General features: G+C 65.2%; 10 protein-coding genes. 2 read left to right on the forward strand and 8 right to left on the reverse strand.

What is annotated here, in order from left to right:
- Window position 1: 1 nt before the first annotated feature.
- From qhpG to AC07WS_RS12105, 6 genes are all read right to left on the reverse strand, one after another.
- Window positions 2-1,480, reverse strand: coding sequence for a flavin-dependent monooxygenase QhpG (gene qhpG, locus AC07WS_RS12080; RefSeq protein WP_494729302.1), 1,479 nt, complete (start codon window positions 1,478-1,480; stop codon window positions 2-4).
- A 5-nt stretch (window positions 1,481-1,485) separates the two neighbouring features.
- Window positions 1,486-2,910, reverse strand: coding sequence for a radical SAM protein (locus tag AC07WS_RS12085; protein WP_494729303.1), 1,425 nt, complete (start codon window positions 2,908-2,910; stop codon window positions 1,486-1,488).
- Complete coding sequence (locus AC07WS_RS12090; protein WP_494729304.1) at window positions 2,900-3,724, reverse strand: hypothetical protein; 825 nt, start codon at window positions 3,722-3,724, stop codon at window positions 2,900-2,902. Before AC07WS_RS12090 ends, AC07WS_RS12085 begins: the two co-directional genes overlap by 11 nt.
- Window positions 3,724-5,142, reverse strand: coding sequence for a hypothetical protein (locus tag AC07WS_RS12095; protein WP_494729305.1), 1,419 nt, complete (start codon window positions 5,140-5,142; stop codon window positions 3,724-3,726). Before AC07WS_RS12095 ends, AC07WS_RS12090 begins: the two co-directional genes overlap by 1 nt.
- Window positions 5,143-5,148: 6 nt before the next feature.
- Window positions 5,149-6,738, reverse strand: a complete 1,590-nt coding sequence (locus AC07WS_RS12100; RefSeq protein WP_494729306.1) for a ferritin-like domain-containing protein — start codon at window positions 6,736-6,738, stop codon at window positions 5,149-5,151.
- Between the two features lie 251 nt (window positions 6,739-6,989).
- Complete coding sequence (locus AC07WS_RS12105; RefSeq protein WP_494729307.1) at window positions 6,990-7,325, reverse strand: hypothetical protein; 336 nt, start codon at window positions 7,323-7,325, stop codon at window positions 6,990-6,992.
- A 63-nt stretch (window positions 7,326-7,388) separates the two neighbouring features.
- On the opposite strand from AC07WS_RS12105, the gene AC07WS_RS12110 reads away from it, so the two are divergent.
- Both AC07WS_RS12110 and AC07WS_RS12115 read left to right on the forward strand, forming a co-directional pair.
- The gene (locus AC07WS_RS12110) at window positions 7,389-8,084 is read left to right on the forward strand and encodes an AbiU2 domain-containing protein (protein ID WP_494729308.1); all 696 of its coding nucleotides are present in this window, start codon (window positions 7,389-7,391) and stop codon (window positions 8,082-8,084) included.
- 12 nt (window positions 8,085-8,096) lie between these two features.
- The gene (locus AC07WS_RS12115) at window positions 8,097-8,567 is read left to right on the forward strand and encodes a hypothetical protein (RefSeq protein ID WP_494729309.1); all 471 of its coding nucleotides are present in this window, start codon (window positions 8,097-8,099) and stop codon (window positions 8,565-8,567) included.
- Between the two features lie 281 nt (window positions 8,568-8,848).
- Here the strand turns inward: AC07WS_RS12115 and AC07WS_RS12120 are convergent, their stop codons facing one another.
- Both AC07WS_RS12120 and AC07WS_RS12125 read right to left on the reverse strand, forming a co-directional pair.
- On the reverse strand, window positions 8,849-9,091 hold the full coding sequence (locus AC07WS_RS12120; RefSeq protein WP_494729310.1) for a hypothetical protein: 243 nt from the start codon (window positions 9,089-9,091) through the stop codon (window positions 8,849-8,851).
- A gap of 87 nt (window positions 9,092-9,178) precedes the next feature.
- Window positions 9,179-16,618 carry a hypothetical protein gene (locus AC07WS_RS12125; RefSeq protein ID WP_494729311.1) on the reverse strand — a complete coding sequence of 2,480 codons (7,440 nt, stop codon included), beginning with the start codon at window positions 16,616-16,618 and terminating at the stop codon, window positions 9,179-9,181.
- Window positions 16,619-16,622: the final 4 nt, after the last annotated feature.

Consider the following 16,622-nt stretch of genomic DNA (forward strand, 5'->3'; position numbering starts at 1 on the left):
TTCAGGCCACGCTTTCCAGCAGTCCGCGCTGCCACAGCCAGGCGGCGATGCGTTGCGCCTTGTGGCCGGGCATGCTGGCGGCCAGCATGTGCAGCAGCTGAGCCAAGGGCAGCGGCTGCGCCAGCCTGGCCAGATGCGGGAACAAAGCCTCGTTTTCCAGGAAGGCCAGCGGCCGCTCCAGATGGGGATGGTCGAGCGCCTGGTGCAGGCACACCCGATCGTCGACCACGCAGGGCAGCTCGACGATCGCCGCGCTGCCGTGCAAGCGCAATGGCTGTGCCGGATTCAACGCGGCCAAGGGTTTGAGTTCCGGCGGCTGGTAGCCGGCCAGCCTGGCGCGCTCCGCGGACAGGGCGGCCAGCAGTTCAGGCCTCCCCGCGCCATCGCCGCTGGCCTCGCAGTGCGCGCGGGCTTGCCAGAACGGTTGATCCGCGCACCAGGCCTGTCCGTAATACGCTTCGGTCCAGTGCGCATGGCGCGCGCTGGCCTCCACCAACCGGCCCTCGAAGAAGCGGCGCCCCAGCGCATGGCGCTCAGGGCGGTCGTCGCCCAGCACGGTATGCAGGGCCACGGCCGCCTGCAACGAGAAGCGCATCGCCTTTTCCACGCCTGACGAAGAAACCGGATCGAGCGCGAAGGCCGCGTCACCCAGTTTCAGACGGCCGTCCTGCCAACTGTCCGGCGCCAGGTAGGGCGTGGCCGAGCACATCTGCACCGCGCCCAGCAGCGGCAGCGCGGCCGCCGCACCCAACAAGCGGCTGGACGCGCAAGCGGCGCGCAGGCGGGCTTCCGGCCCGGTCGGCGCTGTCTGCCGGGCCGCATGCGGATCGGAGACCAACATCAGCCGATAGCGCCGGCCTGGCAGGCAGCCGGCCCACAGCCAGCCGTCTTCCAGCGCTTCGACCTGCGTTGCGCCGTCCAGCTCCGCCAACGCCGATTGGTCGACTTCGCCCCACAAGGCCGCCAGCCGGGGCGCGCAATCGATGCGGGGTGCGGCGCTGCGGCCGCCAGCGTCCAGGATGTAGCGGGCCCGCAGCTGGCGCGTACGCGCCTCGCCGCACAACAGACTCACCCGCCAATCGCCCGCAGCACCGGCCAAATGCAGCAGGCGTGCCGGTTGTTCGAGCTCGATGCCACGGCGCACCGCCAACGCCAGCAAGGCCGCGTCAAAGCTGCCGCGGTCGACGATGGCCGAGCCGGTGTCTTGCTGCAGGTCGGGCGTGCTGCTGCGCCACAGCACCCGGCTGCCCGCGTTGGCAACGTGGGGCACGGCCGCCAGCGCGTCGTTGGCGTCGAGCAGTTCGATGATGTTGCGCACGCCGGGCGTGAGCGCCTCGCCCACCTGCGCACGCGGCCAGACGGCGCTGCGCTCGGCCAGCAGGATGCGGTAGCCCAGCTGTTGCAGGCGCAGCGCGGCGCTGACGCCGGCCGGGCCGGCGCCGATCACCAGCGCGTCGTACAGGCTGTCGCCGCCGCGCACCGGGCTCAGTCCGCTTTGCCGGCCGGCGCGGCGTACCAGTCCGGCGCCAGCTGGCTCAGGCGTTGGTGCGCGCCTATCGTGTAGTGCAGCCAGCCGCGTATGTAGTCGCAGGCGCTGCGCCCGCGCGCCAGCACCTCGTGGTGGCAGCCGCCGCCGCACATGTAGCGCGCCCAGCAGTTCGAGCAGGGCTGCTGCTGGTGCACATGGCGTTCGCTCAGCCAGATCGCCTGGCGGGCGCGGTCGACGCCGGCGTCCAGCGAGCCCATGGCTCCCTGCTCGTCGCCGACGAAGCGGTGGCAGGCCGACAGCTCGCCGTCGGCCGAGACGCCGAAGTAGCCGGCGCCGGCGCCGCAGGGGTAGGGCCGGTGCGTGCCGCGCTGCAGTTCGCGCAGCGCGTTCTGCATGTTCATGAACGGATAGCGGCGGCCCTGCAGCACGTTCTGCTCGAACGCCAGGCCGCACGCGATCATCGCCTCCAGCATCTCGTCCAGCTCGGCCTCGCCCATCTCGGCGCGGCCGTTGGCGGCGCGCAGCAGCGGCGAGAAGCCGACGCTGTGGAAGCCCATGCCGATGAACAGGTCCAGCGTGCCCGGCAGGTCCAGGTTGAACGGCGTGACGGTGACGCGGGCCGACACCTGCATCCGGCGCTGCATCGCCAGCAGCGGCGCGATGCGTTCGAGGATGCGCTCGAAGGACCCCTTGCCACCCTTGAAGGGGCGCAGCCGGTCGTGTTGCTCGGCCGCCCCGTCCAGGCTGACCGTGACGGCGAAGCCGTGTTCTTCGAAGAAGTCGGCGTCGTCCGGCCGCAGCAAGGTGCCGTTGGTGGTGATCGAAAAACGGCAGTCGACCTGGCGCAGCGCCGCCTGCCGGCTGGCATATTCAGTCACGCTGCGCAGCACCGCGCGGTTCGCCAACGGCTCGCCGCCCATGAAGGCCAGGTTCACCTTGGCGCCGGGCGCCGCCTGCGACAGCAGCAGGTCGACCGCCTTGACCGCCTGCCGCTCCTCCATGCTCTTGGCCTTGTCGCCGAACTCGCCCTGCTGCGCGTAGCAATAGGTGCAGCCAAGGTTGCACTTCTGCGCGATCGCCAGCGACAGCGCGTGCAGCGGCGGCGCGGCCAGCGGGGTGTCGTCGATCAGCGCCTCGGCGTGCAGGCCGCAGCTGTCGATCAGCCCCTGCAGCAGAGCCGGGTCGTCGCTGCCCAGCGCGGCGCGGAACTGCTCGGTCAGCCCTGGCGGCAGGTGGTACAAGCGCGTGCCGTTGACCATCAACAGCTGCGCGCCCTGGGCGTCGTCGACCAGATGGGCGTGGCGCTGGCGCGGGCGCGAGGCCGCCACGATGCGGCGGCTCAGCGCCTTCGCCATGGCGGCGCCGTCCGGCGACGCGGCCTTGGCGGCGGGCGGCGCGTCGGCGATGGCGTCAGGATTCATCGGCGTCCTTGCCACGGATGATGAAGCGCAGATCCTCCTGCCAGGACTTGAACAGGTCGTCATAGGAATACAGCCGGGTGTCGACCCGGTTGTCCGGGATGTAGGTGCCGGTGCGCTTCTTAGCGAACCACATGTCGCCCTTAGACAGACCGTTGACGCCCGGTTCCACGTTGACATAGTCAGGCCGCGAGGCAGCCCAGTAGTAGCAGGCGCACTCGCGGTAGTCGTTCTGCCACGGCGCGCACAGGCCCTGGGTCAGCTCGCCCGGTTGCAGCAGCGCCGGATTGAAGGCCGCCGTATCCGGCTCGAAGAAGGCGCGCAGGCGCAGCTCGACGGTGATGGCCGGGGTCTGCGGGCCGGCCAGCACCTCGGTGCTGGCGTCGGTCTGGGCGGTGAACTCGCAGGTGACCAGTTCGCCCTGCAGGTGCAGGATGCGGGCGATCGAGTTCGACCATTCCATGAAGGACACCGCGTTCGGGTTGGCCACCGAGGCCAGCGTGCCCGAGCTGCCGTCGGGGTAGACCGGCCCGGTGGTGTTGACCATGGTGCCGACCTCCAAGCCCGCAAAGCGCAGCAGGCGGCGCGTGACCAGATGGCGGAAGGCGGGCTCGGCGTCGACCACGTAGTTGTTGTTCTCAACCAGCACGATGCCCTCGAAGGCGCGCCGCCACAGGTTGCGGAAGTCGAATTCCAGGCCGGGGAAGCAGTTGGAGATCGCGCTGCGCGGCAGGATCGAGGCGGGATTGCCGGCGCCGCGGTGGTGGATTTGCGCGGTCAGATTGTTGGCGCTCAGGCTGGGCTGTTTGGCGGCCATCACAGTTCTCCTGCAGGGTTGTTGGGTTGGCTGAACATGGCGTTGCGGGCGGCCTTGACCACCATGTCGATGTGGCGCCGCGTCAGCGTCAGGCTGCGGCCGTCGGCGCCGCGCATCAGCGCCGGCATCTTGCGCAGCGCGATGGCCGACAGGTCGCCGATTTCCTCGGGCAGGCGCAGCGTCTGCGCGAACCACGGCGCGCCGCCGGCCGACAGGGCGCTGAACACCCGCTCGTGCAGCGCGCGCAGCGCCAGGTTGTCGACCAGCGCGGCGGCGGCGATCGGCTCGTAGTAGCGCTCGAAGTCGCTGCTGTTCTGCCGCACCATGGTGCTGGCCACGTTGAGGCGGCCGTTGACCGGGTTGCCGTTCATGATCGCCGTGTTCATCAGCCGCACCGTCTCCAGCGCGCGCAGCACCAGCTCGGTGGCCTGCTCCAGCGACACTTCCTCCTCCTGCACCGTGGGGCCGTGCAGCAGCTGCTCCATCTCGTCGGAGACCACACGGATCGGCAGCGTGTCCGGCGCGTAGGCCGGCGGGCCGGCGCCGATGGTGGCCTGGGCCACCAGCGTGCTGCCGTCGGCCAGCGTCAGCACCGCCCGCACCTGGCCGTCGCATTCGTCGTCCAGGTAACCCCAGCTGACCTGCTGGCCCTGGGCGTTGGCGTAGCCGGCGTAGATGCCGGCCGGATTGGTCAGCGTCGGGCCGGTGCCCTCGGTGTAGTTGAGCCAGTCGCCGCGCGCCGCGTCGTACAGCACCAGCGCCTCGTTGTCGATGATCGGATCGGGCACCAGCAGCGGCACGCCGTCGGCTTGCGGTTCCAGGCGCTGCATGCGGCTGCCGTAGACCTTGCCGGCGGCCGGCGTGTAGCGCAAGCGGATTTCCGGGAAGTCGTCGGTGGGCGCGATGAACTGCACGTGGCCGAGCGGCAGCGTTTTGCCGGCCAAGAAGTTCTCGCACCAGCCTTGCAGCGCGTGGCGGGCGTGGTCCTTCAGGCCGAACAGGTTGGCGTGGATCTTGTCGTTGCGGTTGTTGGTACGGCGGTAGATCTTGATGTTGCCCAGCTCGACGTCCCAGTGCAGGTTGGCCAGCGTCAGGCCGTGCTCGGCCAGCAGGGCCGGGGTCAGCGGCTGCAGCTGCCCGGGCTCGTCGCTGGTGCGCGCGTACACCTCGAGGAAGGGCGCGACCGGCCGCACCAGCTTGTCGGCGTCCTTGAAGCGGATGTTGTCCGGCACGTAGGCGCGCACGATGCGGCCGCTCACCGGATCGACCTCGAAGCTCGCGCGCGGCACGATGCGGCGGTAGTTCATCGGGCTGTCCGGATCGGTCTCCAGATCGAAGGCTTCGAGCGGCTCGGCCGCGCCGCCCAGGCGGGCCACGGCCAGCGGGGGCAGAATTCTCAGTTCCAGTATCGGCATCATGGTCTCCTAGAGCAGGGCGGTGTCGATGCTGCCCGACAGAATCCGCAGGATCAGTTCGCGCATATTGCGGTCGGCTTCGCGCAGCGACGCCAGATAGCTGTGGCGGGACTCGGGCGCCACCAACTGCAACGCTTCGACCACGCTGGCCGAGGCCGTCAGCAGGTCGAGATGGCCGCGCCATTTGTTGGCCTCGCCGAACGGGCTGTTGAGCGTGTAGGGCATCTGGAACGGCGGCCCGGCGTAGCCGGCGGCCGGGTTGTCGGCCGAGACTGGCGACTGCATCAGGATCTCGGAAACGGCGCGCAGGTTGTACATCTCGCCGAAGGTGGCGTTGACGATGGCGCCACGCGGGGTGATCGCGCCGGCCGCGTTCAAGCCGCCGTACAGCGTGAAGCTGTGGATCAGGTAGTTCAGCAGCATGCGGTAGCGGATGTTGTGCAGCGTGGCCCACAGCGCCGACTCGGGATGGGTGATGCGGGTGGCGGTGGCGTTTTCGTCGCTGCCCTCGTCATCGGGATCGAGCGAGACGTAGGGATTGACGGCGACCTGGCGCGCCGGCGCCCAGACGGCGCGGCCTGCGGGACCGGCGGCCAGCAGGACGGACTTGCTCTCTGGTTGCAGCGCCTGCCATTGCGGCGCGGCGAAGTCGGGTGGCCGGGCGGCGTTCCAGTGCTCGGCCGTCAGCGGCGTGCGCTCGGTCAGCTCCCGCATCTCGACATAGATGCGCAGGAAGCGCACGAAGTGCGAGGCGGTGGTGCCGCTGGTGGCCTCGCCCTGCTGGGCGATGGCGTGCAGGGCGGCGACCATGTCGTCGCGGCAGGTCTGCGGCACCACCAGCACGTCCGGCGTCTGCGTCGGCTGGCCGCTGGGGCGCCCGCGATGGCCGCCCTGGTAGCCGCGGCCCCACTCGGCAAAGTCGGCCTGGGCCGGCAGGGTCGAGGCGTCGAAGGCGGCGTCGGGCAGGTAGTCGGGATCGGCCACCAATGGAATCAGGGTGTTGAACAGCGCCGCCACCTGGTGCGGATCGTCGGTCTGGGCGTGCACGCGCAGGCGGATTTCGTCGCCCAGCGCGCCGCCGTCCCAGTCGACCGGCGATTCGGCGTACACGTACTTGGCCAGCGAGTCCAGCGTCAGCGGTTCAAGCGTGAAGGGGAATGGATAGAAGGGCGAATCCCAGGGTTCGTCCTCGCGCTCCATGTGCAGCGGCGAGCCGATCAGGCGCAGCGAGTTCTGCACCGAGATCAGGTGGCCCATCTCCTCCTTGGCGATGCCCAGTATCACCTCCTGCCAGGTGCGCACGCTGTCGCGGAACGCCTCGGGCACCTGCGGGCCGCCCAGCGAATAGGCGGCGTACAGGTATTGCACCATGAGGCAATGTTCGATCTCGGCGTCGATCGACAACAGGTAGGTGATGTAGTCGCGCGGCGAAAATTCCAGGTTCAGGGCCGGCGTCTTGGCGGCCTTGGCGCCGGCCGCGGGCGCGACCGTGCCGCGCAGCAGCTGTGGCGTGGTCGACGGCAGGCCTTGTTCGGTGCCGGTGCGGGGCAGGAGGGCGGAGGGAGCGCCGAGGTGGCGACGGATCTGTGCAGCTCGCATTTCTTGTCCTTCTCATGTCGGACATCCCGTGGGGATGCGTTGTAATAGGCGCAGCGACAAGCGAAGCGAGCTTCGGCTGGAGGCGGCGGCATCAAATGACACTGCAGTGATAAGGCAAACGAGAGAGGTGTTGCGCCGCGCCGCGAACCGGCCTGAAAAGCTGGCATCAGGCTGGCTTGGTGAGGTGGCATGCCGGCGCCGGATGGGCGGCACTGACAGTGCTGCGAGTATCGCAATGACATATAAAATCGTCAACGATTAAAAATCGCCATGGTGGCGAAAAAACCACCGGAAACGCTTGCATCATGCGCCACCGGATTGGGCGATCGGGCGCGGGCATTGGGCTTCGCGGCAGTTGGGGAAGTGTCAAGAGGGTGCGAGGCGGCCCGCGTGGCGCGGGTGGTTTGATGCGTGGGCGAGCGAGCCGAGGTGATGGGCGTCACCGAGCATGCCAGTTCTGCTTTGTCCGTCTTCATGTCAAGGCTATTTTGAAATGTCCGCCTGCCGGCTAAGTTGAAATGTTCGGTTTTTCCTGCTTTTGTTTTTTCAGGGTTCAGCCGAAACGTAGCCGCGACAGCGGAACGCACGCATACCAGAGAGTAAAATGTAATGCGTTCTGTTGTTCGAGCGGGTTCCACTGGGGATAAACGATGGCGGATGTCAATGAATTGATCAAGGAATATCGGAATGAGACTTACATAGCGACGACGAGCTTTTACGCGTGGCGACAGGTCAACAATCTTGCGTCAACGGACGTCCAGATTAAGCAGGCACTTCAACAAAACGCACTATCTTGGAACCTGATTCGATATTCGCTTCAAAGTACGTTCTTTGTCGCCTTGGGACGGCTTTTTGACAAGGATACCCGCAGCCTGACTGCACAAGGATTTATCGCGAGATGCCGTACAGAGATCAAGCAATTCAGCAAGACGGCATTGGAAGAACGCCGAGTGAAGGGGGCCGGGGGGGCGCAGCCGGATTGGCTGGACGGCTTCCTGGTAGATGTGTACGAACCCGTAGCAGCGGATTTCGACAAACTTATCGGAGCTGCTGATCGCTACGGAGAATTGTATCGTAAGACGTTTGAGCCTATACGCCACAAAGTCTTCGCGCATAAAGACTTCAATACTATCGACTCCAAGAATGCGCTGTTTGAGAACACCACTATTGCCCAGGCTGAAGACATCTTGAGATTTCTCCGTCAAGTCGTTTGTGTTGTGAATGAACTCTACCAGGATGGAAGGCTCACCGAGCTGGGCGATTATGTGAAGGATCTGAAAAAGCTGGAAAGTGAAGTTCACTCCGACGTAGAGGCACTGTTGCGCAAAACGACCGCCGGAAAGTAAATGGAACGAGGCATGGATAAGACCTTCGTAGCCCTGGATGCTAGACAAAAGAAATTCAGAGAATTTGCGGAGCAAGTTCTACCGGCCGAACTATTAAAGCAGGAGCAGCTTGGCTTCCTTGAATTGGCAGCTCATATCGAAAAAACGCAGGACCGTAAGACGTTTTGTGAACTAGCGATTGCAATGCTTGACGCGAATATTGTTTACTATCGCCCTAATGCAACTATCCGGCCAATGCCGACGCTCAACAACACGTCAGTCGTCGTTTCTACGCTCCTGATTGCGGCACTGGTACAGTACGCATTTGGAACTGCGGCAGCGCTGTTTGCGGCAGGCTTATGGTATGGCGTAGCGGCAAACGCGGCGGCGAGGCGCATAAAAGAACTCACACGCGAGATTGATGATCATAACGCTGACGTTGCAGAGTGGGCCGAGACGGTACGAGGCTGGGAAACAGCCCGCGACTCCTTACGATCACACTAAACGACTCACGCCTTTATCAATGACGGCTTCGATGATCTGCAGCCGATCGAGTTCTCGCATTGCCATCGTGATCGTCCCAGGTTTGCTCAAGTTTGTCTCCGTAAGCGCGATAAGCGATGTTACCGCGTAGGAGGCCGGACACTTTAGGTTTGCTAGAACCGGACATAACAACTTAGCTGCCGCAATCTAATTTCGCATAATTTATATTATGTCAAATCAATTGTTCTGGTAAATAAGAAGAGCCTGTCTCGCCATTACCTATCTTGGAATCTCGGATGTTTTCAATCGAGATCGATTACACTGTCGGCATAAACATCTTTTATTACCAACGGCCCATCGCTCCGCTGAAAAGAAATGCGACCGTTCGAACCCTCTCCAGCGAGGCATGAGCTGACGCTGGCGGTCTCGCCCTCGGCCAAGAAGCCGTCGAATACCACGACGCCATCACAAATCATATCGATAACCTTGTAGCTGCGGACCTCAGTGTAAGTGGCCCTCAGTGTATAGCTGATCATTTCAGGCATGATTTCCCTCCAGTTTAACAACGAAAAAAAACTTAACAGCCGACATCTTTAAATGTTTGCCAGCGGAGCCTTGCTGCAATGTGCGGTTCACCCGCCTTCCAATTTGCGCAGGTCGCTGGTCGATTCGGGCAACTGCGCACCACCAGTGCGGTCTATCTTGACGAGCACCGCTTCCAGCGTCTTGCTGCTGTCCATAATCTGTGGGTGGGTCCACTGGAAATGTGCTCGCCTGCGCACCATCCCCTGGGCCAGATCGGCCAGAATGGATGGGTACGACACGGTCTGAGGCAGCGGCGCGCATGCGAACAGCGGTACGTCCGCCCGCTTTTCCTTGCTCGTTGCGGTCACCCGTACCAGCGCAAAAATGGCAGGTGCCGGCGGGATCAGGTCTCCGCGTACGATACGGAGCTCTATCGATCGGCTGACGTTGTTCGACGTGACGCTCAATGACAGCAGGTCGTCCGGCGCCAGCTGGCACGGTGTACCGTTCGCGTCAACCAGGGTTGCCAGCGATATCGAATGAGCGGCATCCAGCGTGCCGGTGGAACATGTGTTGCTCGCCGATTCCCGATTGATGAACACTGCCTGCTTCTCGGGCTGGATACCGGATCGTGGGGCTGGTATCCACAGAAGCGAAAGCTCATAGTACCCTCCACCGCTCTCAAATTGTCCATTGCCCGTATTAAGCCTGCCGAACGCAAATACCACCGACGCGCCGCAGCTGTAGACCTGGCGGTCTGCTGCCAGCAGCCAGACATCTCCGTTGTTGTCGCGGCGCCCGTCCGACTTGGTGGCGCTGCGCAGTATCCGGTCGTACGATGGATCGCTGAACACCAGCGTCGCCAGGCCGCATGCAGCAGTCAGCCGGCCCCCGGGCTTGATGGTCAAAGCCAGTTCAAGTGACAGGCACAGAGGCGGCAGGACCAGCGGCCCGGCTGCCGGCGCTGCCGCTGGCGGTTCAGCGCCTGGATAGCGCAGCACCACCATGGCCCGTGTATCGCCGTCCGCGCTGGCCAGCGCGGCAGCGAAAGCTTCTGCATCCCTGTTTTGTACTTCATAGGTGATCAGGGCATAGTTATTCGTCTGCTGCGTTATGCTGCCGCCGCTCAGGAGAGCCGCGGTCGGGCCGATAATGAGCAGGGGCGGCTCGGTGCCGGCGTTAGTGAAGAACGACGCGGGCGTTGCGTCCGTCGGACTGGATATGCTGAGCGTGATCTTGCGATCCCATCCGGCGTCCAGTTGCCCATTGGCGGGAGTGGCAACCTGAACCAAATAGCTGACCTCGCCCGTCGGCATAAGCTTGGACGATACGGGCTCTGCCGCGATTTGCGTGCGCACCACGCCTGCAGAGCCGCGCAGCCAGCGGAAAGGCGTCGGCCGGTCTGCCTTGCCGTCATTCCAGGAGTCGTCCCAGGCGACGATGGTGCGCCGCCTGCGCGCCGGACTGTTCGAGTCTGGTAGCAGCGTGGAACGCGGGCTGCGTCCCTGCTGCACCAGCGCGGGACCGCTTGCAGCGGCGGTACCGTACATCGCCTCCGGCGGTTCCTTATCCGAAACCGGCATGATGCCGGCCGCGCGCCGTTGGTAAATCGCCCCCGGACGCAGGCCCAGTGTCAGTTGCGCAAGCTCGGGCGGCATCACAGAAAAAATTGGCACCGCCGGAAGCGCCGCCATGGCGCGAAGTTTGGCCTGCGTTTGCATGAAAGACGGACTGCGTTGCCGTGCCGGTGCTGGCGCCAAGTGCAACGCCGACGGCGCCAGCAACGAGCCGATGGACGGCACCGGAAGCTGGGGCCGCTCGAACACCGGCCGTTCGGTGAAGCTCCAATAGCGCGCTTGCTGCGTGCCGGGAGCATGCGCAGCGATCCCATAGGATTGCAGTTGGCCAGACATGGCTACGCGCTCATCCTGCAAAATGGACTCGTCACCGCATGCCAGCGCCATGTCTGCCAGGTCCCCCACTGCCGCCGCGCTGGGCCAGTCCAACGCACTGCTGGCGTAGACCAGGTCGTCGAACTGACGTAGCGGCTTGGCGGCGGCGCCGAAATCATCGACCCGGGCCACATCCACGATCATCCAGTTATTGCAGAACGGCGCTGATTCACCAGTTTGCGTCAAGGCCGCCATCACGGCCTGTGGCTGGTTGGTGTGTTCGTAGACGGTGTTCAGCGCCACCGCCACCGGCTTGCCTTGCGGGGCGCCTGCGCGCAGATCCAGGATTTGCTGGCCGCTGGCCAGCACTACAGCCAGGGTCTCGGTCGCCGGCGGCCCGGCACCCCGCTCCGACGCGCTCAGCTCTACCTGGGCGATTTGCCCGAGGCTGCTGGAAGATGGGATCAAGCCGCGCGGCCGCAAAGCAAGCTTCCGATTGGCCTGCGGTGCCAATTGATCCCACAGGGTATCCAGCGCCACCATGGTGCGAAGCCAGAATGGCGTCGCGTCAGCAGGTTGAGGTTGCTTCGTATCGACTTCACGGACAAACGCTTGCTCGACGCTGGTCAATGACGCGCGGCGCCATCCGCCATCCCTGGACCGCCCGGGCGCGAGCACCGGCCGCAGCGCGGCGTGTATGTCGGCTTCGCTGTCGTCGGGACGCAGCGTGATGGCGGCGGCGGCCAGCGTCGCCGAGCCCGGTACAGCCGGGGCCAGATCGGCGTCCGCCACTTCCCAGTCCACGCCGCCGCCGTCCTGGTTAAAACTCAGCTGTCCGGATTGGAGGCCAGGAGTCGCCAGCCACGGCATCGCCAGCGTCAGCGTGCTGTCCCGCCACACCTGCCCTAGCGCAGCCTGCTTCTGCGCGTTTTGCCCGGGCAGCTCAAAGCGACACACTCCGCCGCCGGTGATTAACAGCCCTCCTCCGCTGCCTTTCAGCTTGGCCAGCATGTCGCCCATGCGCCATGCCGGGAAGCCCGCGTTCACATAGGCGCGCACCCCGATGCCGGCCTGCACCATGCCATGCACCGGAGCGCCGGGATCGGCAATGGTGTCGCTCTTGAAGCGCGCACCAAACGCATAGGTCACGGGCAGGTCGGCCGCCGGGCTGGCTCCGGATCCAAAGTCCTTCATGCCAGCGATGTTGGACAGGGCGCTTCTCTCCTGACCACAACGTTCGACCGCTGCCTGCAGATCGACCAGCGTGACGTCATCGAGCGACTGCCAGCTGAGGGAGCGTCGCTGCGCTTCCTTGCCGGTTTCAAGCAAATGGCTGACCGTGGCCAATACGGTCCAGGGTTGTACGATGCGAACCTGGTCTCCCGCATACTGCAGGCGATCCAGCGGCAGGACGTGGCGTACCAGCCGCAGCGTGATTGTGTGCCGCTTTACCTCCTGCTTACCGATGCTGATGCTGCGCGAACCGCCATCGATGTTGCGCACAAAGCCCGCGCCATCGGCGGGATCGTAGCCCTGCTTCGGCCAACTCGCCGCGGCCACCGCGCAGGGCCAGGCGATGCTGCTGCCAGTATGCAGAATGCCGGAGACCTCCAGCTGCGAAGTCCACCGCTCGCCACTCTTGCCCAGCCGGTGGCGGAAGGAATGCAGTTCCTCGGCATTCCCCACCTTGATGCTCCATTCACTCAAGACATCGCAGCGCACGGCCAGTAACGGCCAGGTGACCAGGTCGCCAGCCGGAGGCCGTACCTTGGGCGTCCCCAGTGTGGCCAGCGCCATCACGCCGGCCGATTCGGGGCGCCCTGCCAGGGTGAGTCCCTGTACCAGCTCGCCCTGTGCAAGCTTGCAAACGGCTGTCAGTTGCAGGCAGGAGCGCTCCGGGTCGAGCAATGCCCGCAGTTCCGGCCCGTGTGCGCCGCCGACCGTCTTGAGCAGCCTGGCACCCAGCCACGCACCCTGGATCCGCATTCTGGCGCTGCCTTTGCAGCAGATATAGCGTACCGACAATCCAAGCGGGGCGCCATTTAGCCCGGCAAGCGCCGGCGCAGCGGTTCGTAGTTGCACAGTCCAGCCGAAGGCGCCGCCCCCTTGCTCTGCAGGCCATTCGAGGAACAAGTTGGTCAGGCCCAGTCCTTCGCCGGCAGCGGCCTGGGCGCCCCACTTGAAGCGCAGTGCATGGGGCCTGCCCGGCAATCTGGATATGACGGCGCCAGGCAAAGTCTCGTGCTCCAGGCCGAGGCCCGGCAGGCAAATCGCCGCCGCACCGATGATAGCCACATTGGACGCAGCCAGGTCTTGGTCCGGATCGATCAACAGTTCCAGCGTCGACACTCCACCATTTCCAGCCTGGGCTTCCAGCGGCGCAAATATGTTCTGGTCGAGTGCGAACCGCAGCGGCGCCGGGCTGTCCTCGATCGTCAGCGGCGTCGTGGCAGCCACGCGTACGCGCCGCAAACGGCTTACTGTGAGTTGCCCGAATTGATCTGGTTTGCACACCATGAGCATCAGGTTACCCGCTTCATAGTCGCCATCGGTACCGAACGCACCGTCGGAGCTGGCGAGCTGGGACTGGCGCATCCGTCCCAGTATTTCAACCGAGGTGACGCTGCGCGCGCCGGGCCCACCGGCCACTTCCAGCCATGCCAGCCGCAGGGGCTTGAAGCGCAGCGGGCCGATTCCCACGTCGAATTCAAGTGGCAGGCCGGACTGGGGCTGCGCATCGAAGAAACGCCAGCGCATCGACGCCGACGGTTGGGCGAGCGGATCGAAACCTGCGGCGTCCGCCGATGGCGCGCTTTCGAGGCAGTCGCAAACCACCATGTCCGCGACGGCCGATCGCTTCACGCCCGAAAAGACGAAGCGGTCCTTGGCCAGTTCGTACATCGGCAAATCCGTGCACGCGAAACCAAATCTGGCGCCTTCCGGGCCGCTGATGTCCAACACTTGGGCGAGCGTTGTCAATTGCACTGCACTGCCGCCCTCGGCACCAGCAGCGCGCATGCGCAGCGTCCCTTGCGCATTCAAGGCGTTCCTGGCGGCAGCTTCGATCCAACCGCCGCGGCTGTCGTACATCCGTTGCTTTTTGTTGACTGCAGCTACCGCAAACCCTCGCACTTGCAGCGTTTCCGAACCGATATGGATATCGCGCTGCAGTCCGGCTACGGTTTCGGCGCCCGACTTGAATACCAGCGCGCCGCTTTCATCCTCCAGGCTGTACTGTCCGAAAGGCGGGTTCAGCGCATCGGCGGCCGGCCTGAAGGCGAACTGCGCTTTCCACAAATGCGGCACGGACAAGCCCGATACTATGCTGGGCGCGCCCGCAGCGGAACCGGCGTCGGTCCAGGCGGTGACGAAAGCCGATTGTGTTCGGGCCAGTGCGGTACGCTGTGCGACCTGGCGCCAGAATGCCGGCAGGCGCGCCGCCTGCAACGAGGTCAGCGGCCGCGGCTTGGGGCCGCTTTCCGCCGGCGACGCCGGCTCGGGCAAGGTCACCTCGGCGAAATAGCCGAGCAGCGCGCACAGTTCGAAACAAAGCACCGTGCTCAGCCGATCGAGGCTGAGCGCCGCGTCCTTGCCGACGCCCAGCGTGAACATGAGGTCCGGAACGGTCGGCAAAAACATGTCCACCGCCGGGGCGGCGGGCCATTGCGCGCAGGCGGTCTCCTGTGTGCTCAGGTCGTGTGTGCTGAATGGCCAGCCGTCGGCGTCGCCTCGCCACACCGGCCATTCGGTGTTGAGCAAGGCATACGGATTGCCGCCATCCTGCCGGGGGCAAGTCAAATCCAGGTTTTCGATTCCCGGCTTGTTCTCGTGGATGGCGCGGTGCGGGAACCAAGCGCGCAGCATCGACGGACGCCGGGCGGACGGCAGGCTGGACGTCATGTCGGCAATGGACAGCAACGGCAGCCGCCGGTGTCCGCGCCATAATATCGAGGGACGTGCCGGATCATGCGGTAGGCGTACTTGCAGCCGGAATTCGGCATCGCTGGCCCACTGCTCGCTGAACAGGGCCAGCAAGCTATCGTCGCTGCCGCCAAAGCGCAGCGCCAGATCGCGGGTGGCCACCGGGCCGGCGCGCAAGGTGGGCAGGATTTCCTCGGCGCTGGGGCTGCTATCCAGGCCCCACAATACGCCGGACAGCCTGCCGCCGGGGCCGCCGCAGGAAATTTGTATTTCCTTCAGCTGTCGCGGCGGGTCGGCCCAACGCACCTTGATGTCCAAACCCTGCAGGGTCTCGATGGCCAGTTCGCTGCCCGATCCGGCATCGCGCAGCAGCAAGGTGCCGTTCAGGATGTCGGCGCTGGCCTTGGGCGGCGACAGCGGCCGCTGGTCGTCCGGATGATTAACCGGCAGCGCGAGCTGCAGCACGCCGTCCTGCAGTGGCAGGTACAGATAGGGAGCGGGGCCCTCCTCCGCTCCCAGCACCCCGGCCGCCCGGTAGCGGGTCCCCAGTTCTTCCTGAATGCCCAGCCGGTCCAGCGAGAAGCGCATTTTTTCCCCGGCGGGAGGCTGCAGCCGCGTTGCCATGACCGTTGGTGTCCACTCCACATTGACGCGTGGCAGATCGGCGGGAACCCCCTTGCCCGCCTTGATTTCCAGCCGCAGCGCCGCGCCGGTATTCGTCAGCGTCGCACTGGCGGCCTGAAAGGTGGCTGCGCTGGGCTTGTCGATCAGATGGAAGTCCAGGCCCGGTGCGAGCGCCAGTGGATCGATTTCCACCACCCCGAGATCGTCGATGGAAAAGCTGCCGTTGGCGGCGTTCTGCCTGACGATCCAGCGCAATGGCGGCACCGCCCGCGTGGTGTCGGGGCGCAGCTGCAGCGGGGTCGGCTGGGCGCCGGCGGCATTGCCGCGATGTTCCAGAGAGTCGGCCAGGGCCGCAAAGGCGGCGCGTGATTTACTGGCTTGATCAGCTTGGTCGAAACCGATCAACTCCAATGCCAGACGCCCATCCGCCAGACGCTTGAAGGACAGGCGTGCACCGGTCAAGGTCTTGTCCGTATCGTTCTGGTAGGAGCCAAAGCCGAACAGCGGATTGGGCGGCTCGGCGCTGAACTCCACCGCATCCGCCAGCAGGTCGATGCGCAAATGCTTGCCATCGTGGACCGGCGCCGGCATGCTGCCGAACAGTCGCGCCTTGCCACCGGAGACTTCGGGGTACCAGCTGCTGCCGGGCAGGACCAGCACGCGCACCCGATTGTCATTGAGCCTGAATGAAGGCAATTCAGGCGACAAGGGCGCATCGTGCGGATGCGGCCAACTGGCGCCGTCGGCCAGCGGGCTGGCGGTCACTTCGGAAAAGCCCGGCGCATCCTTGGCGTCCGGCAGGGCAATGGCGGCCTGTTCGCCCAGCAGTCGCACGTAATGAATCCCGGGGTCGTCACCGGTGACCAGCAGACGGGCCAACCGCGGTGCATGGAATTCCATCTTGGGCGTTTGCACATCGCCTGAAATTGACCGCTGTGCCGGCAAGGTGCTGGCGGTGGCTTCCTGGGCCAGTACCCGCACGCCGTAAGTGCGGTCGGGATACGAGCGTGTCCCGGGGCCCTTATGCGAGACCGACAGGCTGGCCTGCCACAGCGGGCCTTTCTGGTCCGGAGGGCCTTGCAGGATAACGTTGCGGACTTGCGTGGTCATGGTC

Source organism: Duganella sp. GW821-FHT01E12, from assembly GCF_059422325.1.